The following is a 22,002-nucleotide window of genomic DNA, read 5'->3' on the forward strand; positions in this document are numbered from 1 at the left end:
CTTTCGTCACTGCTTTCGACCTGCGCTGTGAGGAGCCTTCCCATGACGAACCCTGTTGTCTCCATCGCCTACCACTCTGGCTACGGCCACACCGCCGTCCTCGCCGAGGCCGTGCGGGCCGGCGCCGTCGAGGCGGGCGCCGAGGTGCACCTGATCAAGGTCGACGGGATCACCGAGGAGCAGTGGGCGCTGCTGGACGCCTCGGACGCGATCGTGTTCGGCTCGCCGACCTACATGGGCACCGCGTCCGGCGCCTTCCACGTCTTCGCCGAGGCGACCGCCAAGCGCTGGTCCGGCCAGGACTGGAAGGACAAGCTGGCGGCCGGCTTCACCAACTCCGGCTCCAAGAGCGGCGACAAGCTGCACACACTGCAGTTCTTCCAGATCCTCGCCGCCCAGCACGGCATGCACTGGGTGAACCTCGGCCTGCACCCCGGCTGGAACAGCAGCGAGGCCTCCGAGAACGACCTCAACCGCCTCGGCGTCTTCGCCGGCGCGGCCGCCCAGACCAACGTCGACGAGGGCCCGGAGGCCGTCCACAAGGCCGACATCGCCACGGCCGAACACCTGGGCCACCGCATCGCCCGCACGGCGGCCACGTTCCGCGCGGGGGCGGCGGCAGCCTAGGGAAACCACGTCGCGAGGGCGGCCGGAGGTGAGGGCGACGGCGAGCGCGAGGTCGTCGGAGACATGACGGACGCCTGACCCCCCGTGCTCGGGTCAGGCGTCCACGTCGTGGGACCGGTGTCTCAGTAGCCGAAGTCCTGGGTCCACCACGGGCCGCCCGGGCCCATGTGGACGCCCACTCCGAGGGTCTTGAAGTCGCAGTTCAGTATGTTGGCGCGATGGCCGGGGCTGTTCATCCAGGCCTTCATCACGGCGGCCGCGTCGGTCTGGCCGCGCGCTATGTTCTCGCCGCCCAGGTCGGATATCCCGGCCGCCGAGGCGCGGTCCCAGGGGGTCTTGCCGTCGGGGTCGGTGTGGTCGAAGAAGCCGCGTGCGGCCATGTCGTCGCTGAACCGCGCCGCGAGGTCGGCCAGCGCGCTGTTCGCGGCCACCGGGCTGCACCCGACCTTGGCCCGCTCCTCGTTGACGAGGTTCAGCACCTGGGCCGCGGCCTGCGCCTCGGCCGAGACGGTGACCGGGGCGCCGGTGCGCTGCGGTGCCCTCGTGGCCGACCGGGACGGGGCCTTGGCCGACGGTGCCGGCTTCTTCGTGGACGGTGTCACCGACGGCTTCGCGGGCGCCGTCCGGGTGGGCGACGCGGAGGGCGGGGTCGAGGGTGAGGCCGAGGCCGGGGCCGACGTGGACGCCGAGGCGGACGGCGACACCGAGCGGCCCGTGCCGCCACGGCTGGTCGGGGTGCCGTCGCGGCTCTCGGTCGCGGCGCCGGACGTGCCGCCCTGCTCGGAGGCCGAGTTGGTCGGCGCACCGCCCGCCTGGACCTTGTCGCCGGTGCTGGTGCCCCCGCCGAGCTGGTAGTTCTCCAGGCCCGGCACCACACCGGTGGCCACCGCCACCGTGCCGAGGGCCACCGCGGCGGACACACCGAGCAGACCGGTCTTCACCGGCGTCGCGGCCCGCTTCCTGCGGCGGTGCCCGCGCCCGGCCCCGCGGTCGGGCGTGAAGCCGTCGTCGCCGTGGCCGCCCGTCGCGTGACCGCCCTCACCGCCGCCGAACCCGTCGCTCGCGAACACCGCGGTCCGCGGGCCGTCGTCGCCGTACCCCTCACCACCGCGGACGTCGTCCACGGCGTACAGGTACTCGTGGCTCCTGGCGTACTCCTCGGCGTACGCCTCCGGGTTCAGGTAGGGCGCGATGCCCAGTGTGGGGCCCTCGCTCCCGTACGAGTCCCCCCGGGAGTGGCCCCGCGTGAAGGGGCCCTTCGGCTGTGCGACCCCCGTGGCGCGGCCCGTGGCGGCGCGGCCGGCGTCGGAGCGTCGGTGGCGTCCCATGTCCTGGCCTTCCTCGTCCCTGCTGGCGACCCGAGCCTCACGGTCAGTGACTCCTGCGGTCAATGACTCCTCGTGGCCGACCAGACCCACTCGATCGAGTGAGTTTCATATGAGATTCATTGGGTCGGGACGGTACCGCATGACGCGCGGGGAGGATGTGTCCCGCGTGACACCGGCCGGTTAGGTTGCACCCATGAGCGAGGACGTACGGCTGGTCGCCTGGGTGCGGGGACGGGTCCAAGGGGTGGGTTTCCGCTGGTTCACGCGGGCCAAGGCGCTGGAGATCGGCGGGCTGAGTGGCTTTGCTCTCAATCTGGCCGACGGCCGCGTCCAGGTGGTCGCCGAGGGGCCCTGCGAGGGCTGTGAGGGCCTGCTGGCCTGGCTCCAGGGTGACGACACGCCCGGGCGCGTGGAGGGCGTCACCGAGATCTGGGACACACCCCGCGGCGGCTACGACGGCTTCGCCATCCGCTGAGCCGCCCGCCCGGCCCGCGCCCCGCGGCCGCCCGGACACCCTCCGCGCACGGCCGGCTCCGGGAAAAGGAGCAGGTGAGTGCCGAGGGAGGCTTGCGCCGCCGGGCCCCGCACGCCAGGATGATCGCCACGCCCCGAGGGGCCCGCAGCAGACGTCACGCCGCCGTTCCAGGCCGCGCACGCCGGGTCGCCCGCCAATACGGGGTGTGATCGTGTTGACCGTCAAACTTTTTGGTGAGAACCTGAAAGCACCCCGCGCACCCAGCTGTTTGGCATGGATGAACGGCAGCAGCAACATGATCCTGCCAGGCACCGCGGGTGCATATCCCTCACGACCCACACCGCTTCGGTCGGTCACTCATTGTGGAGGACCATCCATCATGGCAAAGGCGCTTCTCGGTTACGTCGGCGGCTCCGACCCTCGACTCCTCGCCGAGATGCGACGGCTGCAGCAGCGCGTCCAGGACCTGGAATCCGAGCTCGGACGGATCCAGGCGGAGAAGGACGCCCTGCAGGCTGCCGCTTCTCACGACAGGATCGTGCAGAGCATCGACGCACACCAGGCGGAGCCTGCGCTCACCTGATCGCTGCACCCGCTCCACAACAGCATGCGCAGCGGTTGGGGTGTCCGTCATCAACCGCGTCGGACCGCTTCGTTGTCAGAGTTGCAAGGGACGCTTCGGCGTCCCTTCTTTCTGCCCCCGTCCTCCGCTCGAGCCGTCCGCCGCACCCCCGCCGGACTTCGCTGCTCCACACACCCTTCAACTTCGCTAACGAAGGGTGTGCCCTGCGCGTTCACGCGTGAAACCGCGGGTTCATGGAGTGAGACACCCCCGGGAGGTAGAGTCCGGCGGCGTGCACCTCAAGGCCCTGACCCTCCGCGGCTTCAAGTCGTTCGCGTCGGCGACCACGCTCCGGTTCGAGCCGGGGATCACCTGCGTCGTCGGACCCAACGGCTCGGGCAAGTCCAACGTCGTGGACGCGCTGAGCTGGGTCATGGGCGAGCAGGGCGCCAAGTCGCTGCGCGGCGGCAAGATGGAGGACGTCATCTTCGCCGGCACCACCGGCCGCCCCCCGCTGGGCCGCGCCGAGGTGTCCCTGACCATCGACAACTCCGACGGCGCGCTGCCCATCGAGTACGCCGAGGTCACCATCACGCGGATCATGTTCCGCAACGGCGGCAGCGAGTACCAGATCAACGGCGACACCTGCCGCCTGCTGGACATCCAGGAACTGCTCTCCGACTCCGGCATCGGCCGCGAGATGCACGTCATCGTCGGACAGGGCCAGCTCGACTCCGTCCTGCACGCCGACCCCATGGGCCGCCGGGCGTTCATCGAGGAGGCGGCCGGCGTCCTCAAGCACCGCCGGCGCAAGGAGAAGGCGCTGCGCAAGCTGGACGCGATGCAGGCCAACCTCGCGCGCGTGCAGGACCTCACCGACGAGCTGCGCCGCCAGCTCAAGCCGCTGGGCCGCCAGGCCGCGGTGGCCCGCCGGGCGGCCGTCATCCAGGCCGACCTGCGCGACGCCCGCCTGCGCCTGCTCGCCGACGACCTCGTACGGCTGCGCGAGGCGCTGCGGGCCGAGGTGGCCGACGAGGCCGCGCTGAAGGAGCGCAAGGAGGCCGCCGAGCAAGAGCTGCGCAAGGCGCTCCAGCGCGAGGCGCTGCTGGAGGACGAGGTGCGCCGGCTCACACCGCGGCTGCAGCGCGCCCAGCAGACCTGGTACGAGCTGTCCCAGCTGGCCGAGCGGGTGCGCGGCACGGTCTCGCTGGCCGACGCGCGCGTGCAGAGCGCCACCTCCGCCCCGCCCGAGGAGCGGCGCGGCCGCGACCCCGAGGACCTGGAGCGCGAGGCCGCCCGGGTCCGGGAGCAGGAGGCCGAGCTGGAGACCGCCCTGGAGGCGGCGCAGCGGGCACTGGACGACACGGTCGCCCACCGCGCCGAGCTGGAGGGCGCGCTGGCGGCCGAGGAACGGCGCCTGAAGGACGCGGCCCGGGCCCTCGCCGACCGCCGCGAAGGGCTGGCCCGCCTCGGCGGGCAGGTCAACGCGGCCCGCTCCCGCGCCGCCTCCGCGCAGGCCGAGATCGAGCGGCTGGCCGCCGCCCGCGACGAGGCGCAGGACCGTGCCGTCCGCGCCCAGGAGGAGTACGAGGCGCTGCAGGCCGAGGTCGACGGCCTCGACGCGGACGACGCGGAACTGGCGGAACACCACGAGGACGCCAAGCGGCGGCTGGCCGAGGCCGAGGCCGCACTGACGGCCGCCCGCGAGGCGGTCACGGCGGCCGAACGCCGGCGCGCGGCGACCCAGGCCCGGCATGAGGCACTGGCCCTGGGCCTGCGGCGCAAGGACGGCTCCGGCGCGCTGCTCGGCGCCCGGGACCGCCTCACCGGACTGCTGGGCCCGGCCGCTGAGCTGCTGACCGTGACCCCCGGGCACGAGGCCGCCCTGGCGGCCGCCTTCGGCGCGGCCGCCGACGCCCTCGCCGTGACCAGCCCGGGCGCGGCCGCCGAGGCCATCCGCCTCCTGCGCAAGGAGGACGCGGGCCGGGCCACCCTCCTCCTGAGCGGCGCGCCGGAGGAACCGGCCCCGACCGGCCCGGCGGAGCAGGTGCCCGACGGCGCCCGACCGGCCGCCGGCCTCGTGCGGGGCCCCGCCGAGCTGATGCCCGCCGTACGGCGCCTGCTGCGCGGGACCGTCGTCGTCGGGACCCTCGAGGACGCCGAGGACCTCGTCCGCGCGCGGCCGGACCTGACCGCCGTGACCGCCGAGGGCGACCTGCTCGGGGCGCACGTCGCGCACGGCGGGTCCGCGGGGGCGCCGAGCCTGCTGGAGGTGCAGGCGTCCGTCGACGAGGCCGCCGCCGAGCTGGACGAGCTGGCCGTGCGGTGCGAGGAGCTGACCAGCGCCCAGCTGGCCGCGGGTGAACGGCGCCGGGAGGCCGCCGCGCTCGTGGAGGAGCTGGGGGAGCGGCGCCGGGCCGCCGACCGGGAGAAGTCCGCCGTCGCCCAGCAGCTCGGCCGGCTCGCCGGGCAGGCGCGGGGGGCCGCCGGTGAGGCCGAGCGGTCCGCGGCCGCCGCCGCACGGGCGCAGGAGGCGCTGGACAGGGCGCTGGAAGAGGTCGAGGAGCTGGCCGAACGGCTGGCCGTGGCCGAGGAGATGCCGGTCGAGGAGGAGCCCGACACCTCGGTGCGCGACCGGCTCGCCGCCGACGGCGCCAACGCCCGCCAGACCGAGATGGAGGCGCGCCTCCAGGTCCGTACGCACGAGGAGCGCGTCAAGGGACTGGCCGGCCGGGCCGACTCCCTCGACCGGGCCGCCCGCGCCGAACGCGAGGCACGCGCGCGTGCCGAGCAGCGGCGGGCCCGGCTGCGCCACGAGGCGGCCGTCGCCGGGGCCGTCGCCTCCGGCGCCCGGCAGCTCCTGGCGCACGTGGAGGTGTCCCTCACCCGCGCCGAGCGCGAGCGGACCGCCGCCGAGGCCGCCAAGGCGCGCCGCGAGCAGGAGCTGGCCGCCGCCCGCACCGCGGGCCGGGACCTGAAGGCCGAGCTCGACAAGCTGACCGACTCGGTCCACCGCGGTGAGGTGCTGGGCGCCGAGAAGCGGCTGCGGATCGAGCAGCTGGAGACCAGGGCCCTGGAGGAGCTGGGCGTCGAGCCCGCAGGACTGGTCTCCGAGTACGGGCCGCACCAGCCGGTGCCGCCGTCGCCGCCCGCCGAGGGCGAGGAGCTGCCCGAGGACCCCGGGCACCCCCGCAACCAGCCCCGCCCGTTCGTCCGGGCCGAGCAGGAGAAGCGGCTGCGCGCCGCCGAGCGGGCGTACCAGCAGCTCGGCAAGGTCAACCCGCTGGCGCTGGAGGAGTTCGCGGCGCTGGAGGAGCGCCACCAGTTCCTCAGCGAGCAGCTGGAGGACCTGAAGAAGACGCGCGCCGACCTGCTGCAGGTGGTGAAGGAGGTCGACGAGCGCGTCGAGCAGGTCTTCACCGAGGCCTACCGGGACACCGCCCGGGAGTTCGAGGGCGTGTTCAGCCGGCTGTTCCCCGGCGGCGAGGGCCGGCTGGTGCTGACCGACCCGGACCACATGCTCACCACCGGCGTGGACGTCGAGGCCCGCCCGCCGGGCAAGAAGGTCAAGCGGCTGAGCCTGCTGTCCGGCGGCGAGCGGTCGCTGACCGCGGTCGCGCTGCTGGTGTCGATCTTCAAGGCCCGGCCCAGCCCGTTCTACGTCATGGACGAGGTCGAGGCCGCCCTCGACGACACCAACCTGCAGCGGCTGATCCGGATCATGCAGGAGCTCCAGGAGTCCTCCCAGCTGATCGTGATCACGCACCAGAAGCGGACGATGGAGGTCGCCGACGCGCTGTACGGCGTGTCGATGCAGGGCGACGGCGTCTCGAAGGTCATCAGCCAGCGGCTCCGCTAGGGGGTGTCTTGTCGATCGGGCCGGATCAGGGAGCGGGGTCTGGTGCCGTGCATCGCAAGGCGGAGGAGGGAGTCGATGCGGAGCATCGGCGAGTGACGACAACGCGGCGAGGTGCGGTGCCAGGCGCCGCGAGCCCGGCCTGATCGGCAAGACACCCCCTAGTTAGCAGCCGTCCATCCCGGGCACTTGGTCACTGTCGGGCCCCGGCCCGGACCCGTGCGGTCCGCCTCAGGGCCCGCCTCCTTCAATCATTCAAGAATTGAACACTGCGGCTCCTTCCGGTGCTTGTTACCTCACATTCACGGTCTCTTGACTTCGAGACATGAAGGCATAGGCTCTGCAACGTTGCTTTTACCTTCAGGTATCACCTGGAAGGGCTCGCCCCCCAGCGGCAGCGTTGCCGCGGCCCGAGGAGAACACGTGACCAGCACTGCGCAGGCACCCCAGCCAGGAGCCAGAACGGCTCATCCCGATCATCTCGGGCATGTCATCTTCATCGCGGCGGCGGCCGCCATGGGCGGTTTCCTCTTCGGCTACGACAGCTCCGTCATCAACGGTGCCGTCGAGGCCATCCGGGACCGCTACGACGTGGGCTCCGCGGCCCTGGCCCAGGTCATCGCCATCGCGCTGATCGGCTGTGCGATCGGCGCGGCCACCGCCGGCCGGATCGCGGACCGCATCGGCCGCATCCGCTGCATGCAGATAGCCGCCGTGCTGTTCACCGTCAGCGCCGTCGGCTCGGCGCTGCCCTTCGCGCTGTGGGACCTCGCCTTCTGGCGCATCGTGGGCGGCTTCGCCATCGGCATGGCCTCGGTGATCGGCCCGGCCTACATCGCCGAGGTCGCCCCGCCCGCCTACCGCGGCAGGCTCGGCTCCTTCCAGCAGGCCGCGATCGTCGTCGGCATCGCCATCTCCCAGCTGGTCAACTGGGGCCTGCTCAACGCCGCGGGCGGCGACCAGCGCGGTGAGCTGATTGGCCTGGAGGCCTGGCAGGTCATGCTCGGCGTCATGGTGGTCCCGGCCGTCCTCTACGGCCTGCTCTCCTTCGCCATCCCCGAGTCCCCCCGCTTCCTGATCTCCGTCGGCAAGCGCGAGCGCGCCCGCGAGATCCTCGCCGAGGTCGAGGGCAAGGACGTCGACTTCGACGCCCGTGTCGCCGAGATCGAGCACGCCATGAAGAGCGAGCACAAGTCGACCTTCAAGGACCTGCTCGGCGGCTCCTTCTTCTTCAAGCCGATCGTCTGGGTCGGCATCGGCCTGTCGGTCTTCCAGCAGTTCGTCGGCATCAACGTCGCGTTCTACTACTCCTCGACGCTGTGGCAGTCGGTCGGCGTCGACCCGACGGACTCGTTCTTCTACTCCTTCACGACGTCGATCATCAACATCGTCGGCACCGTGATCGCGATGATCTTCGTGGACCGCGTCGGCCGCAAGCCGCTCGCCCTCATCGGCTCCGTCGGCATGGTGATCGGCCTCGGCCTGGAGGCCTGGGCGTTCTCCTACCACCTCGTCGACGGCAAGCTCCCGGCCACCCAGGGCTGGGTCGCCCTGATCGCCGCCCACATCTTCGTCCTCTTCTTCGCCCTGTCGTGGGGTGTGGTCGTCTGGGTGTTCCTCGGCGAGATGTTCCCGAACCGGATCCGCGCCGCCGCGCTCGGCGTCGCCGCCGCCGCGCAGTGGATCGCGAACTGGGCCATCACCGCGAGCTTCCCGTCGCTGGCCGACTGGAACCTGTCCGGCACCTACGTGATCTACACGGTGTTCGCGGCGCTCTCCATCCCGTTCGTCCTGAAGTTCGTCAAGGAGACGAAGGGCAAGGCGCTGGAGGAGATGGGCTGACCCGCCCGCACGAGCTCGAGGAGAGCGGCCAAGTCCCCGCTGCCCCTCTCCTCGTACCGTCCGCCGCCCCCGCCCCGGCCCCGCCGGGACCGGGGGCGGCGGTGTCGTGCACGGCTCCGTGCACACGGTGCGCGGGAGGCGGGTCGGGGCGATGGGGGTCGCGCATACTGGACGGGTTATGGACATCGTCATCCTTGCTGTAGTCATCGCCGTGGTCGTGATCGGCGCGCTCGGCGGGCTCGTCGTCGGCAGTCGCCGCAAGAAGCCGCTGCCCCCGCCGCCGCCCGCCGCCCCCGACATCACCGCGCCCCCGGCCGAGCCGCACGTCGGCGACGAGGCCGAGACGCCGCGCGACGAACCGCGCCGCACGATCGAGGAGGTGGATCTTCCCGGTGGCGGCGCCGCCACCGGGACGGCGGTCGAGGAACCGCCCGTCGTCGAGGCCCCGGTCATCGAGATCCCGGAGCCCACCGCCGGCCGACTGGTCCGGCTCCGCACCCGTCTGTCCCGCTCGCAGAACGCCCTCGGCAAGGGCCTGCTCACGCTGCTCTCGCGCGAGCACCTCGACGAGGACACCTGGGAGGAGATCGAGGACACGCTGCTGACCGCCGACGTCGGCGTGCAGCCCACCCAGGAGCTGGTGGAGCGCCTGCGCGAGCGCGTCCGGGTGCTCGGCACCCGCACCCCCGAGGAGCTGCGCGGCCTGCTGCGCGAGGAGCTCATCACCCTGGTCGGCCCCGACCTGGACCGCACCGTGAAGACCGAGCCCGCCGACCGCAAGCCCGGCATCGTGATGGTCGTCGGCGTCAACGGCACCGGCAAGACCACCACCACCGGCAAGCTCGCGCGCGTGCTTGTCGCCGACGGCCGTACGGTCGTCCTGGGCGCCGCCGACACCTTCCGGGCGGCCGCCGCCGACCAGCTCCAGACCTGGGGCGAGCGGGTGGGCGCCCACACCGTGCGCGGGCCCGAGGCCGGGGACCCCGCCTCCGTCGCCTTCGACGCGGTGAAGGAGGGCAAGGAGATGGGGGTCGACGTGGTCCTCATCGACACGGCCGGCCGGCTGCACACCAAGACCGGGCTCATGGACGAGCTCGGCAAGGTCAAGCGCGTCGTCGAGAAGCACGCCCCGCTCGACGAGGTCCTGCTGGTCCTGGACGCCACCACCGGGCAGAACGGCCTGGTGCAGGCGCGGGTCTTCGCCGAGGTCGTCGACATCACCGGCATCGTGCTGACCAAGCTGGACGGCACCGCCAAGGGCGGCATCGTCGTCGCGGTCCAGCGCGAGCTGGGCGTCCCGGTCAAGCTGATCGGCCTCGGCGAGGGCGCGGACGACCTGGCCCCGTTCGAGCCCGCGGCGTTCGTCGACGCCCTGATCGGCGACTGAGCACCGCCGCCCGTCACCGCCCCGGCCGTCGCTCCCGGCCCGTCGGCGGCTCCGCCCGCGAAGAAGCGCCCGCTCCCCAAGGTGCAGTTGGGGAACGGGCGCTTCGCTGTGTGCCCTGGGCCGAAGGGGCCGTCGGGTCAGGCCCGCGACCGGTGGGCGACGTACGCGAGCGTGCCCAGCAGGAGCCGGGCCGCCGGGGGCCGGGTGGCCGTGTCCAGCTCGGGCGGGCGCAGCCAGTGGACCGGGCCCGCGCCCCCGCGGTCGGAGGGCGGCGCCGTGATCGCCGTACCCGGGCCGAGGCCGCGCAGGTCCAGGGAGGACGGGTCGTCCCAGCCCATGCGGTAGAGCAGGCCGGTCAGCTCGGCGGCGGCGCCCGGGGCGACGAGGAACTGCGCGCGGCCCTCGGGCGTGCCGACGACCGGGCCGAGCGGCAGGCCCATGCGCTCCAGCCGGACCAGCGCACGGCGCCCGGCCGCCTCGGCCACCTCGATCACGTCGAACGCGCGGCCCACCGGCAGCATCACCGAGGCGCCCGGGAACTCCGACCAGACCTTCGCCGCGTCGTCGAGGGTGGCGCCCGCCGCGAGCGTGGGGGCGAAGTCCAGCGGGTGCGCGCCGGGCGCGCCGCAGTCGGGACGGCCGCAGGAACAGGCACCCGCCGCGGCCCGGGCGCCCGGCACCACGTCCCAGCCCCACAGCCCGGTGTATTCCGCGACGACCGTGCACTCGGACGAACGGGCGCGCCTGCGCGCGCCGGAGCGGATCTCGCGAATGCCGCCGATCGTGAAGCCCATGCCCCCTCCAACGGGTCCGCCGCACCGGTGGTTACGTAACGGACGCGGAACGTGACTCTCTGTATTTGTACCGGTCCCGGTGCCGGATCCGGACGCGGCGCGTCGGATCATTCGCGGTGGTACGCGGCGCGACGCGCGCCCCTCAATGCACCGCTCCGCTCACTCCTGGCCGGTCTATGTCAAGTGAATCGCGAACGCGACACCCTGAGTTCATTCGAAGGGGTGGCGAATGGTGGCGTTTCCGGGATCGCCGTGGCTGAGGGCGTGATCGTAGGATTACTGTGGGTGCACGAGGCCTGAGGGCACATGCACTCGTGGGTATGCCGGGGGCAAGTCGGCTTTCCGTTCGATGGGTGAGAACCGCCGGACGGAGGACCCCGAGGACCGGCATTCTGATAGGGCTTGGCGCACTCGGCGACAAGTGGTCTCAGGAATGGGGGCGTTCCAGTGAGCGGCAACGACGGAAGCGGGACGAACGCTGCGAGCGCCGACAAGCGCCCCAACGAGCTCCTCACGTCGTGGTTCGTGCGCAGCGGCTGGTCCAAGGGCGAGCTCGCCCGCCAAGTCAACCGCCGCGCCCGCCAGTTGGGCGCCAACCACATCTCCACGGACACCTCGCGGGTCCGCCGCTGGCTGGACGGCGAGAACCCCCGCGAGCCCATCCCGAGGATCCTGTCCGAGCTGTTCTCCGAGCGGTTCGGCTGTGTCGTCTCCGTCGAGGACCTCGGACTGCGCGCCACCCGGCAGCTGCCCTCCGCGACCGGTGTCGACCTGCCCTGGACGGGCCCCCAGACGGTGGCGCTGCTCAGCGAGTTCTCGCGCAGCGACCTGATGCTGGCGCGGCGCGGCTTCCTCGGGACGTCACTGTCCTTAGCGGCCGGCCCGTCCCTGATCGAGCCCCTCCAGCGCTGGCTCGTGCCCAGCCCGTCCGCCCCGCGCCAGGAGCCCGAGGAGGCCCTGCCGACCAGCCGCGCCCGCGGACGGCTCTCCAGGCCCGAGCTGGACCTGCTGGAGTCCACCACCGTGATGTTCCGGCAGTGGGACGCCCAGTGCGGCGGCGGACTGCGCCGCAAGGCCGTCGTCGGCCAGCTCCACGAGGTCACCGACCTGCTGCAGGAGCCCCAACCCGAGGCCACCGCGAAGAAGTTGTTCAAGGTCGCCGCCGAACTGGCCGAGCTGGCGGGCTGGATGAGCTACGACGTGGGGCTCCAGCCCACCGCGCAGAAGTACTTCGTCCTGGCCCTGCACGCGGCCAAGGAGGCCGGCGACCGCCCCCTCGGCTCGTACGTCCTGTCCAGCATGAGCCGCCAGATGATCCACCTCGGGCGGCCCGACGACGCCCTGGAACTCATCCACCTCGCGCAGTACGGCAGCCGGGACTGCGCGAGCCCGCGCACCCAGTCGATGCTGTATGCGATGGAGGCCCGCGCCTACGCCAACATGGGCCAGCCCGGCCGGTGCAAGCGGGCCGTGCGGATGGCCGAGGACACCTTCGCCGACGCGGAGGACTGGGACGAGCCGGACCCCGACTGGATCCGCTTCTTCTCCGAGGCCGAGCTGTACGGCGAGAACAGCCACTCCTTCCGCGACCTGGCCTACGTGGCCGGCCGCAGCCCCGCCTACGCCTCCCTCGCCGAGCCGCTGATGCGGCGCGCGGTGGACCTCTTCGCCGAGGACGGCGAGCACCAGCGGTCGTACGCGCTCAACGTCATCGGCATGGCCACCGTGCACCTGCTGCGCGGTGAGCCCGAGCAGAGCACGGCGTACGCGGTGGAGGCCATGGGCATCGCCAAGAAGGTCCGTTCCGAGCGCGTCAACACCCGTATCCGAAAGACCGTGGACACCGCCGTGCGGGACTTCGGCGACCTCAGCGAGATCGTCGACCTCACCGACCGGCTCGCCGTCGAACTGCCCGAGACGGCCGAGGCGGTCTGACCGCCGCACGGCCCCCCAGCCCCGGCCGCGGCCGGCCCTCCCGAACAGCCCGACTCGGCTCCCCCGTGCCAGGTCATCGGAAGGCCGCCCGCGGCCGGTTCCTTTCCCCCGCGGCAGGTTGCGCCACGATAACGATCGCCCCGCCGCGCATCGGGCACTTCACCCACGCGTAACACGCAGGACGCCTTCGTCACCCCGGCGAAACAACGAGGGGCGCCCGCCGAAACGGCGCTGCGCGAATCTCATGGCGCAGAACCGGCCCACCCCTCATTCCGCTCAGGCTTCGCCCGCACGGGGCCGTACCTACGACGAGGAGACGCCGATGGCACCAGCCATCACGCTTGCGGCGGACGCACCGACGCTGTCGTCCGCGAACACAGGCTTCATGCTCATCTGTTCCGCCCTGGTGATGCTCATGACCCCGGGCCTGGCCTTCTTCTACGGAGGAATGGTCCGCGTCAAGTCCACCCTCAACATGCTGATGATGAGCTTCATCAGCCTCGGGATCGTCACGGTCCTGTGGGTGCTCTACGGCTTCTCCCTCGCCTTCGGCGCCGACTCCGGCTCGGTCATCGGCTGGAACTCCGACTGGGTCGGCCTCAGCAACATCGGGCTCACCCAGCTCTGGGACGGCTACACCATCCCGGTCTTCGTCTTCTGCGTCTTCCAGCTGATGTTCGCGATCATCACGCCGGCCCTGATAAGCGGCGCCCTGGCGGACCGCGTGAAGTTCAGCGCCTGGGCCCTGTTCATCACCCTGTGGGTCACGATCGTCTACTTCCCGGTCGCCCACTGGGTGTGGGGCTCCGGCGGCTGGGCCTTCGAGCTGGGCGTGATCGACTTCGCCGGCGGCACCGCGGTGCACATCAACGCCGGTGCCGCGGCGCTCGGCGTGATCCTCGTCATCGGCCGGCGGGTCGGCTTCAAGAAGGACCCGATGCGCCCGCACAGCCTGCCGCTGGTCATGCTCGGCGCCGGCCTGCTGTGGTTCGGCTGGTTCGGCTTCAACGCCGGGTCCTGGCTCGGCAACGACGACGGCGTCGGCGCGCTGATGTTCGTCAACACGCAGGTCGCCACCGCCGCCGCCATGCTGGCCTGGCTGGCCTACGAGAAGATCCGCCACGGCGCCTTCACCACGCTGGGCGCCGCCTCCGGCGCGGTCGCCGGCCTGGTCGCCATCACCCCGTCCGGCGGTGCGGTCTCCCCGCTCGGCGCGATCGCCGTCGGCGCCATCGCCGGTGTGCTGTGCGCCATGGCCGTCGGCCTGAAGTACCGGTTCAACTACGACGACTCCCTCGACGTCGTCGGCGTCCACCTGGTCGGCGGTGTCGCCGGCTCCCTGCTGATCGGCTTCTTCGCCACCGGCAAGGGCCAGTCCGACGCCCAGGGCCTCTTCTACGGCGGCGGCCTCGACCAGTTCTGGAAGCAGTGCGCCGGCGTCTTCGCCGTCCTCGGCTACTCCCTGGTGGCCTCCGCGGTCCTCGCCTTCCTCCTCGACCGGACCATCGGGATGCGCGTCCCCGAGGACGACGAGGTCTCCGGCATCGACTCGGCCGAGCACGCCGAGACCGCATACGACTTCAGCGGGGCCGGCGGTGGCGCCGCCCGCACGACCGCCGCCCCCGCCCCCGCCCCGGTGGCCGGCACCGCTGCCAAGAAGGTGGACGCATGAAGCTCATCACCGCCGTCGTGAAGCCCCACCGGCTCGACGAGATCAAGGAGGCCCTGCAGGCCTTCGGCGTCCACGGCCTGACGGTCACCGAGGCCAGCGGCTACGGTCGTCAGCGGGGACACACCGAGGTGTACCGCGGCGCCGAGTACACGGTCGACCTGGTACCCAAGATCCGCATCGAGGTCCTGGCCGAGGACGACGACGCCGAACAGCTGATCGAGGTCGTCGTCAAGGCGGCCCGCACCGGCAAGATCGGCGACGGCAAGGTCTGGTCCCTGCCGGTCGAGACGGCCGTACGGGTCCGCACCGGCGAGCGCGGCCCGGACGCGCTCTGACCGCGGAGAAGAACAGGAGTCACTGGGTGACGAGTACGGACGTGCGAGACGAAGCAGAGGACTCGGGACCCAGCGGCTACGCGGCGGCCCGGCTGCGCCTCCTCACCGAGGGGGCGCGGTCCGGGCCGCCGCGCCGTGCCGCCCTCTCCGGACTGACCGACGACTGGCTGGCCGGCCTGTTCACCGCGGCCGCCCCAGGACTGCGCGGCGCCTCCCTGATCGCCGTGGGCGGCTACGGCCGCGGCGAGCTGTCACCCCGCAGCGACCTCGACCTGGTGCTGCTGCACGACGGGAGCGACCCCGGAGCGGTCGCCGCCCTCGCCGACCGCCTGTGGTACCCCGTCTGGGACCTCGGCCTCGCCCTCGACCACTCCGTCCGCACACCGGCCGAGGCCCGCCGGACCGCCGGCGAGGACCTCAAGGTCCAGCTGGGCCTGCTGGACGCCCGCCACCTCGCCGGTGACCTCGGGCTGACGGCCGCGCTGCGCACCACGGTCCTCGCCGACTGGCGCAACCAGGCCCCCCGGCGGCTGCCCGAACTGCAGGAGCTGTGCGCCGAGCGCGCCGAGCGCCAGGGCGAGCTGCAGTACCTGCTGGAGCCGGACCTCAAGGAGGCCCGGGGCGGGCTGCGGGACGCCACCGCGCTGCGCGCCGTCGCCGCCTCCTGGCTGGCCGACGCCCCCCGCGAGGGCCTCGACGACGCCCGGCGCCGCCTCCTCGACGTGCGCGACGCGCTGCACCTGGCCACCGGCCGCGCCACCGACCGGCTGGCGCTCCAGGAGCAGGACCAGGTCGCCGCCGAACTGGGCCTGCTCGACGCGGACACCCTGCTGCGCCAGGTCTACGAGGCCGCCCGGGTCATCTCCTACGCCAGCGACGTCACCTGGCGCGAGGTGGGCCGCGTGCTGCGGTCCCGCTCGGTGCGCCCCAGGCTGCGCGCCATGCTGGGCGGCGGGAAACCGGTCGCCGAGCGCTCCCCGCTCGCCGAGGGGGTCGTCGAGCAGGAGGGCGAGGCGGTGCTGGCCCGCGCCGCCCGGCCCGAACGCGACCCGGTGCTCCCGCTGCGCGCCGCGGCCGCCGCCGCCCAGGCCGGCCTCCCGCTGTCCCTGCACGCCGTGCGGCGCCTCGCGGCCACCGTGCGCCCGCTGCCCACGCCCTGGCCCGCCGAGGCGCGCGAGCAGCTGGTCACCCTGCTCGGCTCGGGCCGCCCGACCGTCGAGGTGTGGGAGGCGCTGGAGGCGGAGGGCCTGGTCAGCCGGCTGCTGCCGGACTGGGAGCGGGTGCGCTGCCGCCCGCAGCGCAACGCCGTGCACGTGTGGACGGTCGACCGGCACCTCATCGAGACGGCCGTCCGCGCCTCCGAGTTCACCCGCCGGGTCAGCCGTCCCGACCTGCTGCTGGTCGCCGCGCTGCTGCACGACATCGGCAAGGGGTGGCCCGGCGACCACTCCGTGGCCGGGGAGATCATCGCCCAGGACGTCGCCGCCCGCATCGGCTTCGACCGCGCCGACAGCGCCGTACTGGCCGCCCTCGTCCGCCACCACCTGCTGCTCGTCGAGACGGCCACCCGGCGCGACCTGGACGACCCGGCCACCGTGCGCCTGGTCGCCCGGGCCGTGGGCACCCAGTCCACGCTGGAACTGCTGCACGCGCTGACCGAGGCCGACGCGCTGGCCACCGGCCCGGCCGCCTGGTCGTCCTGGCGCGGCTCGCTCGTCGCCGACCTGGTCCGGCGGGTCTCGGCCGTGCTCGCCGGGGACGTGCCGGAGGACGCCCCGGCCACCGCGGCCGCCACGGTCACCGCGGAACAGGAACGCCTCGCCCTGGAGTCCGTCGCCACCGGCGGACCCGTGCTCGCGCTGCGGGCCCAGACCGAGCCGCCCGCGGGGGACACCGCCGAGGCGCCGGAGGGCCCCGAGCCGCTGGGCGTCGAGCTGCTCATCGCCGTACCCGACCAGCCGGGCGTGCTGCCCGCGGTGGCCGGCGTGCTGGCCGTGCACCGGCTGACCGTGCGCACGGCCGAACTGCGGGCGCTGGAGCTGCCCGACGGGGTCGAGGGGTCGGTGCTGCTGCTCGACTGGCGGGTCGCCGCCGAGTACGGCTCCCTGCCGCAGGCCGCCCGGCTGCGCGCGGACCTGGTGCGCGCCCTGGACGGCTCGCTGGACGTCGCCGCCCGCCTCGCCGAGCGCGACGCGGCCTACCCGCGCCGCCGGGGCGTCGTCGCGCCGCCGCCGCGGGTCACCGTCCACCCGGCGGCCTCCCGGCACGCCACGGTGATCGAGGTGCGCGCCCAGGACGCGCCGGGCCTGCTGTTCCGCATCGGCCGCGCCCTGGAGGACGCCGGGGTGCGGGTGCGCAGCGCCCACGTGAGCACGCTGGGCGCCAACGCCGTCGACGCCTTCTACGTCACGGGGCCCAAGGGGGACCCGCTGCCGGGGGAGGAGGCGGTGGCCGTGGCGCGCAAGCTGGAGGAGACCCTGCGGGGCTGAAAACCGGGGCGGGGAACCGGCTCCGGCCCGACCGTGACCCCGCCGCGCCGCTCCGGGATACCCTGGAGGGCGATTCCCGCAGCCACCACCGACCCCGAGGACCGCGAGCGCCGTGTTCGATACTCTCTCCGATCGCCTCTCAGCTACTTTCAAGAACCTGCGTGGCAAGGGACGGCTCTCCGAGGCGGACATCGACGCCACCGCGCGTGAGATCCGCATCGCACTCCTCGAGGCCGACGTGGCGCTGCCCGTCGTGCGGACGTTCATCAAGAACGTCAAGGAGCGCGCGCTCGGCGCCGAGGTCTCCAAGGCGCTGAACCCGGCCCAGCAGGTCCTCAAGATCGTCAACGACGAGCTGGTCACCATCCTCGGCGGGGAGACCCGCCGGCTGCGGTTCGCCAAGAACCCGCCGACCGTGATCATGCTGGCCGGTCTGCAGGGTGCCGGCAAGACCACCCTCGCGGGCAAGCTGGGCCGCTGGCTGAAGGAGCAGGGCCACTCCCCGCTCCTGGTGGCCTGTGACCTCCAGCGCCCCAACGCCGTCAACCAGCTGAGCGTCGTCGCCGAGCGCGCCGGTGTCGCCGTGTTCGCGCCCGAGCCGGGCAACGGCGTGGGCGACCCGGTGAAGGTCGCCCAGGACTCCATCGAGTTCGCCAAGGCCAAGGTCCACGACATCGTGATCGTGGACACCGCCGGCCGCCTGGGCATCGACCAGGAGATGATGCAGCAGGCCGCGGACATCCGGGACGCGGTGCGCCCCGACGAGATCCTGTTCGTCGTCGACGCGATGATCGGCCAGGACGCCGTCAACACCGCCGAGGCGTTCCGCGACGGCGTCGGCTTCGACGGCGTGGTGCTCTCCAAGCTCGACGGCGACGCCCGCGGTGGTGCCGCCCTGTCGATCCGGCAGATCACCGGCAAGCCCATCATGTTCGCGTCCAACGGCGAGAAGCTCGACGAGTTCGACGCCTTCCACCCGGACCGGATGGCCTCCCGCATCCTCGACATGGGTGACCTGCTCACCCTGATCGAGCAGGCCGAGAAGACGTTCAGCCAGGAAGAGGCCGCCAAGATGGCCTCCAAGCTGGCGTCGAAGAAGGGCCAGGACTTCACCCTGGACGACTTCCTGGCCCAGATGGAGCAGGTCCGGAAGATGGGCTCCATCTCCAAGCTCCTCGGCATGCTGCCGGGCATGGGCCAGATCAAGGACCAGATCAACAACATCGACGAGCGGGACGTCGACCGCACCGCCGCGATCATCAAGTCGATGACCCCGGGCGAGCGCCAGGACCCGACGATCATCAACGGCTCGCGCCGCGCCCGCATCGCCAAGGGTTCCGGCGTCGAGGTCAGCGCCGTCAAGAACCTGGTCGAGCGGTTCTTCGAGGCCCGCAAGATGATGTCCCGCATGGCCCAGGGCGGCGGCATGCCGGGGATGCCCGGGATGCCGGGCATGGGCGGCGGCCCCGGCCGGCAGAAGAAGCAGCAGAAGAAGGCCAAGGGCAAGCAGCGCTCCGGCAACCCGATGAAGCGCCGGCAGCAGGAGCTGGAGGCGGCGCAGCGGCGCGAGGCGGCCGCGCAGGGCGGCAACGCGTTCGGGCTGCCGCAGCAGGCCGAGGACTTCGAGCTGCCGGACGAGTTCAAGAAGTTCATGGGCTGACCGCACGCGACAGCCCGCACACACGCCGGGGCGCCCTTCCGCCGGGAGGGCGCCCCGCGTCGTTCCCGCGGGCCCCCGGCTGGGCGTGCCGGTGCCCGGACCGTGTCGTAACGTCCCGATATGACCAACCCTGCGCCGCCGCGCAAGTCGCCCGACCAGCCCTGGCGCACCGAGGGCGCCCCCGAGGAGCCGCCGAAGCCCCCCGGCGGACGGCGGCTGCGCGGCGGCTGGTGGCGGCTGGCCCTGACCGCGCTGGTCGTGTACCTGATCGCCAACCTGGTGCTGTCCTACCTGGACGAGGAGACCGAGCCGACGATCTCCTACACCGAGTTCAGCAAGCAGGTCGACACCGGGAACGTCAAGAAGATCTACGCCAAGGGCAACGCCATCCAGGGCCAGCTGAAGAAGGCCCGGGACAACCCCGAGGGCGACGGGACGTACACCAAGTTCAAGACCGAGCGGCCGACCTTCGCGGACGACGGCCTCTGGCAGGACCTCACCCGGCACGACGTCACCGTCACCGCCGAACCGGTCGTCCAGCACCGCAGCTTCCTGGCCAACCTGCTGATCTCGCTCGCGCCGATGCTGCTCCTGGTCGCCGTGTGGATCTTCATCGCGCGCCGGATGCGCGCGGGCCTCGGCGGCGGCGCGGGCGGCATGCTGGGGCGCAAGGCCCCGCCGAAACCGGTCGAGCTGGAGCCGGGGCAGCAGCGCACCACGTTCGCGGACGTGGCCGGCATCGACGAGGTCGAGGGCGAGCTCAACGACGTCGTCGACTTCCTGAAGAACCCCGACGCCTACCGCCGGATGGGCGCCAAGATGCCGCGCGGCGTGCTGCTCGCCGGCCCGCCCGGCACCGGCAAGACCCTGCTCGCCCGGGCCGTCGCCGGGGAGGCCGGGGTGCCGTTCTTCTCCGCCTCGGCCTCGGAGTTCATCGAGATGATCGTCGGCGTCGGCGCCTCCCGGGTGCGGGAGCTGTTCGCCGAGGCCCGCAAGGTCGCCCCGTCGATCATCTTCATCGACGAGATCGACACCATCGGCCGGGCCCGCGGCGGCGGGGCGGGCGTCGGCGGCCACGACGAGCGCGAGCAGACCCTCAACCAGATCCTCACCGAGATGGACGGCTTCTCCGGCTCCGAGGGCGTCATCGTCATCGCCGCCACCAACCGCGCCGACGTCCTCGACCCGGCGCTGACCCGCCCCGGCCGCTTCGACCGGGTCGTGCAGGTCTCGCCCCCGGACCGGGGCGGCCGCGAGGCCATCCTGCGCATCCACACCCGCGGCATCCCGCTCGCCGACGACGTCGACCTCGCCCAGGTCGCCCGCACCACCCCGGGCATGACCGGCGCGGAACTGGCCAACCTCGCCAACGAGGCCGCCCTCCTCGCCGTCAAGCGCGACCAGCGGCAGGTCACCCCGGCCGACCTGTCCGACGCCCTGGAGAAGGTGCAGCTCGGCGCGGAACGCGCGCTGGTCATGCCGTACGAGGAGCGCCGGCGCACCGCCTACCACGAGAGCGGTCACGCGCTGCTCGGCATGCTCCAGCCCGGCGCCGACCCCGTCCGCAAGATCACCATCGTGCCGCGCGGGCGCGCGCTGGGCGTCACGCTGTCCACGCCGGACGCCGACAAGTACGCGTACACCGAGGAGTACCTGCGCGGCCGGATCATCGGCGCCCTCGGCGGCATGGCGGCCGAGCAGGTCGTCTACGGCGTGATCACCACCGGCTCCGAGAGCGACCTGGAGCAGGTCACCCGGATCGCGCGCGGGATGGTCTCCCGCTGGGGCATGAGCGAGCGCGTCGGGCGCCTGTCCGCGCTCCCGGGCGACGCGCAGCAGGCGTACGGCCTGGCCGCCGCCCCGCAGACCCTCGACGCCATCGACGAGGAGATGCGCCGGGTCGTCGACGAGTGCTACGAGGAGGCGCGCCGCGCCCTGCGGGACCACCGCGGCCAACTGGACGCCCTGGCCGGGGCGCTGCTGGAGCGGGAGACGCTGGAGGAGGCCGACGCCTACCGGATCGCCGGCATCGTCCGCACCACCAAGGACGAGCCGTGACGGCGTCCCGTCCCGCGCCGGTGACCCGTCAGGGCACGCGGGCGACGAGGTAGCGGAACACGTTCGGCATCCACACCGTGCCGTCCCGCCGCTGGTACGGGTGCAGCGCCTCGGCCAGCTCCTTGTCGACCTGCGCCGCGTCCGTCGCGGCGGCGGCCGCGTCGAACAGCCCCGTCGACAGCAGCCCGCGCACCGCGCTGTCCACGCCCGCGTACCCGAACGGGCAGGCGACCCGCCCGGAGCCGTCGGGGGTGAGGCCCGCGCGCTCGGCGACCCGCTCCAGGTCGTCGCGCAGCGGCGGGCGCCAGCGGGGCGGCTCGTTCTCCCGGGCCGCCGCCCGCAGCACGGCCGTGGTGGCGCAGCGCTCCGGCGGCCCCCAGCCGACCAGCACCACCGCCGCCCCGTGCCGGGCGAGCGGCACCGCCGCGGCCAGCGAGGCGGCCAGCCGCTCCGCGTCACCGGCCAGGGCGCCGATCGGCTCGAACGCCGTCACCAGGGTGTACGCCGGGCTCCGCGTCCCGGCCGCGTCCCCGGGCGCGCCCTGCACGAGCCGTGCCTCCGTCCGCGGGCGAGCCTGGCGCCCCTCGGGCAGCAGCCGTTCCCGGGCCAGCGCGAGCCGCTCGGGGGAGGCGGACTCGACACCGGTGAGGGCCGCGCCCCGGGACGCCGCCATCAGCAGGGCGAGTCCGGAGCCACAGCCCAGGCCCAGCACGCGCGTGCCGGGGCCCACGTCCAGTCGCTCGTAGACGGCCTCGTAGAGCGGCACCAGCATCCGCTCCTGGATCTCCGACCAGTCACGCGCGCGTGCACCGCGATCCGCGCGGGGCGACGGCCCCGCCTGCGGAAGGTGCTGCCGCACGAGCACAGGTGTCATGGATAAGCGCCCCAATCCGACGAGAGAGAGTCGACAGTTCCAGCCGCACCCGCTCCTCGCCCGGCCCCCGTGCCGTGCGTCAGCGGGTTCCCGTATGCCAGGTAACTC

The 22,002-nt window shown here is 73.1% G+C and carries 15 protein-coding genes; 12 read left to right on the plus strand and 3 right to left on the minus strand.

From position 1 onward, the window contains the following. Positions 1 to 42: 42 nt before the first annotated feature. On the plus strand, positions 43 to 627 hold the full coding sequence (locus tag AQJ30_RS26620; RefSeq protein WP_067239020.1) for a flavodoxin family protein: 585 nt from the start codon (positions 43 to 45) through the stop codon (positions 625 to 627). 122 nt (positions 628 to 749) lie between these two features. On the opposite strand, the gene AQJ30_RS26625 is transcribed toward AQJ30_RS26620, so the two are convergent. Beyond that, positions 750 to 1,955, minus strand: coding sequence for a CAP domain-containing protein (locus AQJ30_RS26625; protein WP_067239022.1), 1,206 nt, complete (start codon positions 1,953 to 1,955; stop codon positions 750 to 752). A 193-nt stretch (positions 1,956 to 2,148) separates the two neighbouring features. On the opposite strand from AQJ30_RS26625, the gene AQJ30_RS26630 reads away from it, so the two are divergent. The 5 genes from AQJ30_RS26630 (at position 2,149) to ftsY (ending at position 10,077) form a co-directional block, all read left to right on the plus strand. Next, entirely contained in the window at positions 2,149 to 2,430 is a 282-nt protein-coding gene (locus AQJ30_RS26630; RefSeq protein WP_067239024.1) for an acylphosphatase, read from the plus strand. Positions 2,431 to 2,809: 379 nt separating this feature from the next. After that, positions 2,810 to 3,013, plus strand: coding sequence for a hypothetical protein (locus tag AQJ30_RS26635; protein ID WP_067239026.1), 204 nt, complete (start codon positions 2,810 to 2,812; stop codon positions 3,011 to 3,013). Positions 3,014 to 3,284: 271 nt separating this feature from the next. After that, a complete protein-coding gene (smc, locus tag AQJ30_RS26640) occupies positions 3,285 to 6,851 on the plus strand; it encodes a chromosome segregation protein SMC (protein ID WP_067239029.1) in 3,567 nt (1,188 codons plus the stop codon). Between the two features lie 420 nt (positions 6,852 to 7,271). Further along, a complete protein-coding gene (locus tag AQJ30_RS26645) occupies positions 7,272 to 8,690 on the plus strand; it encodes a sugar porter family MFS transporter (RefSeq protein WP_067239030.1) in 1,419 nt (472 codons plus the stop codon). Positions 8,691 to 8,868: 178 nt separating this feature from the next. Further along, positions 8,869 to 10,077 (plus strand): signal recognition particle-docking protein FtsY, encoded by a 1,209-nt coding sequence (gene ftsY / locus AQJ30_RS26650; protein ID WP_067239032.1) that lies wholly within the window; start codon positions 8,869 to 8,871, stop codon positions 10,075 to 10,077. A gap of 137 nt (positions 10,078 to 10,214) precedes the next feature. Here the strand turns inward: ftsY and AQJ30_RS26655 are convergent, their stop codons facing one another. Continuing rightward, a complete protein-coding gene (locus AQJ30_RS26655; RefSeq protein ID WP_067239035.1) occupies positions 10,215 to 10,871 on the minus strand; it encodes a bifunctional DNA primase/polymerase in 657 nt (218 codons plus the stop codon). 447 nt (positions 10,872 to 11,318) lie between these two features. Between AQJ30_RS26655 and nsdA the strand changes: the two genes are divergently transcribed. The 6 genes from nsdA to ftsH all read left to right on the plus strand — a co-directional run bounded on the left by nsdA (position 11,319) and on the right by ftsH (position 21,020). After that, positions 11,319 to 12,806, plus strand: coding sequence for a transcriptional repressor NsdA (nsdA, locus tag AQJ30_RS26660; RefSeq protein WP_067239037.1), 1,488 nt, complete (start codon positions 11,319 to 11,321; stop codon positions 12,804 to 12,806). Between the two features lie 322 nt (positions 12,807 to 13,128). Then, entirely contained in the window at positions 13,129 to 14,478 is a 1,350-nt protein-coding gene (locus AQJ30_RS26665; RefSeq protein ID WP_067239040.1) for an ammonium transporter, read from the plus strand. Beyond that, entirely contained in the window at positions 14,475 to 14,813 is a 339-nt protein-coding gene (locus tag AQJ30_RS26670; protein WP_039656487.1) for a P-II family nitrogen regulator, read from the plus strand. The genes AQJ30_RS26665 and AQJ30_RS26670 overlap by 4 nt, the downstream gene beginning before the upstream one ends. A 26-nt stretch (positions 14,814 to 14,839) precedes the next feature. Beyond that, positions 14,840 to 17,302: a [protein-PII] uridylyltransferase gene (locus AQJ30_RS26675; protein WP_067239042.1), complete on the plus strand. Its 2,463-nt coding sequence runs from the start codon at positions 14,840 to 14,842 to the stop codon at positions 17,300 to 17,302. 112 nt (positions 17,303 to 17,414) lie between these two features. Next, positions 17,415 to 18,962, plus strand: a complete 1,548-nt coding sequence (gene ffh, locus AQJ30_RS26680) for a signal recognition particle protein (protein ID WP_067239043.1) — start codon at positions 17,415 to 17,417, stop codon at positions 18,960 to 18,962. 120 nt (positions 18,963 to 19,082) lie between these two features. Next, positions 19,083 to 21,020, plus strand: a complete 1,938-nt coding sequence (gene ftsH, locus AQJ30_RS26685; RefSeq protein ID WP_067239045.1) for an ATP-dependent zinc metalloprotease FtsH — start codon at positions 19,083 to 19,085, stop codon at positions 21,018 to 21,020. A 28-nt stretch (positions 21,021 to 21,048) separates the two neighbouring features. On the opposite strand, the gene AQJ30_RS26690 is transcribed toward ftsH, so the two are convergent. After that, positions 21,049 to 21,894 carry a class I SAM-dependent methyltransferase gene (locus tag AQJ30_RS26690; RefSeq protein WP_079084321.1) on the minus strand — a complete coding sequence of 282 codons (846 nt, stop codon included), beginning with the start codon at positions 21,892 to 21,894 and terminating at the stop codon, positions 21,049 to 21,051. Between the last annotated feature and the right edge of the window lie 108 nt (positions 21,895 to 22,002).

This window comes from Streptomyces longwoodensis (assembly GCF_001514125.1).
GTDB classification, from domain to species: Bacteria; Actinomycetota; Actinomycetes; order Streptomycetales; family Streptomycetaceae; genus Streptomyces; species Streptomyces longwoodensis.

Excerpts from the sequence above, each read along its gene's own strand:
- AQJ30_RS26635 (WP_067239026.1), top strand. The coding sequence starts at position 2,810 with ATGGCAAAGGCGCTTCTCGGTTACGTCGGCGGCTCCGACCCTCGACTC.
- AQJ30_RS26690 (WP_079084321.1), bottom strand. The coding sequence starts at position 21,894 with ATGACACCTGTGCTCGTGCGGCAGCACCTTCCGCAGGCGGGGCCGTCG.
- AQJ30_RS26670 (WP_039656487.1), top strand. The coding sequence starts at position 14,475 with ATGAAGCTCATCACCGCCGTCGTGAAGCCCCACCGGCTCGACGAGATC.
- AQJ30_RS26655 (WP_067239035.1), bottom strand. The coding sequence starts at position 10,871 with ATGGGCTTCACGATCGGCGGCATTCGCGAGATCCGCTCCGGCGCGCGC.
- ftsY (WP_067239032.1), top strand. The coding sequence starts at position 8,869 with ATGGACATCGTCATCCTTGCTGTAGTCATCGCCGTGGTCGTGATCGGC.
- AQJ30_RS26620 (WP_067239020.1), top strand. The coding sequence starts at position 43 with ATGACGAACCCTGTTGTCTCCATCGCCTACCACTCTGGCTACGGCCAC.
- AQJ30_RS26630 (WP_067239024.1), top strand. The coding sequence starts at position 2,149 with ATGAGCGAGGACGTACGGCTGGTCGCCTGGGTGCGGGGACGGGTCCAA.
- ftsH (WP_067239045.1), top strand. The coding sequence starts at position 19,083 with ATGACCAACCCTGCGCCGCCGCGCAAGTCGCCCGACCAGCCCTGGCGC.
- AQJ30_RS26625 (WP_067239022.1), bottom strand. The coding sequence starts at position 1,955 with ATGGGACGCCACCGACGCTCCGACGCCGGCCGCGCCGCCACGGGCCGC.
- AQJ30_RS26665 (WP_067239040.1), top strand. The coding sequence starts at position 13,129 with ATGGCACCAGCCATCACGCTTGCGGCGGACGCACCGACGCTGTCGTCC.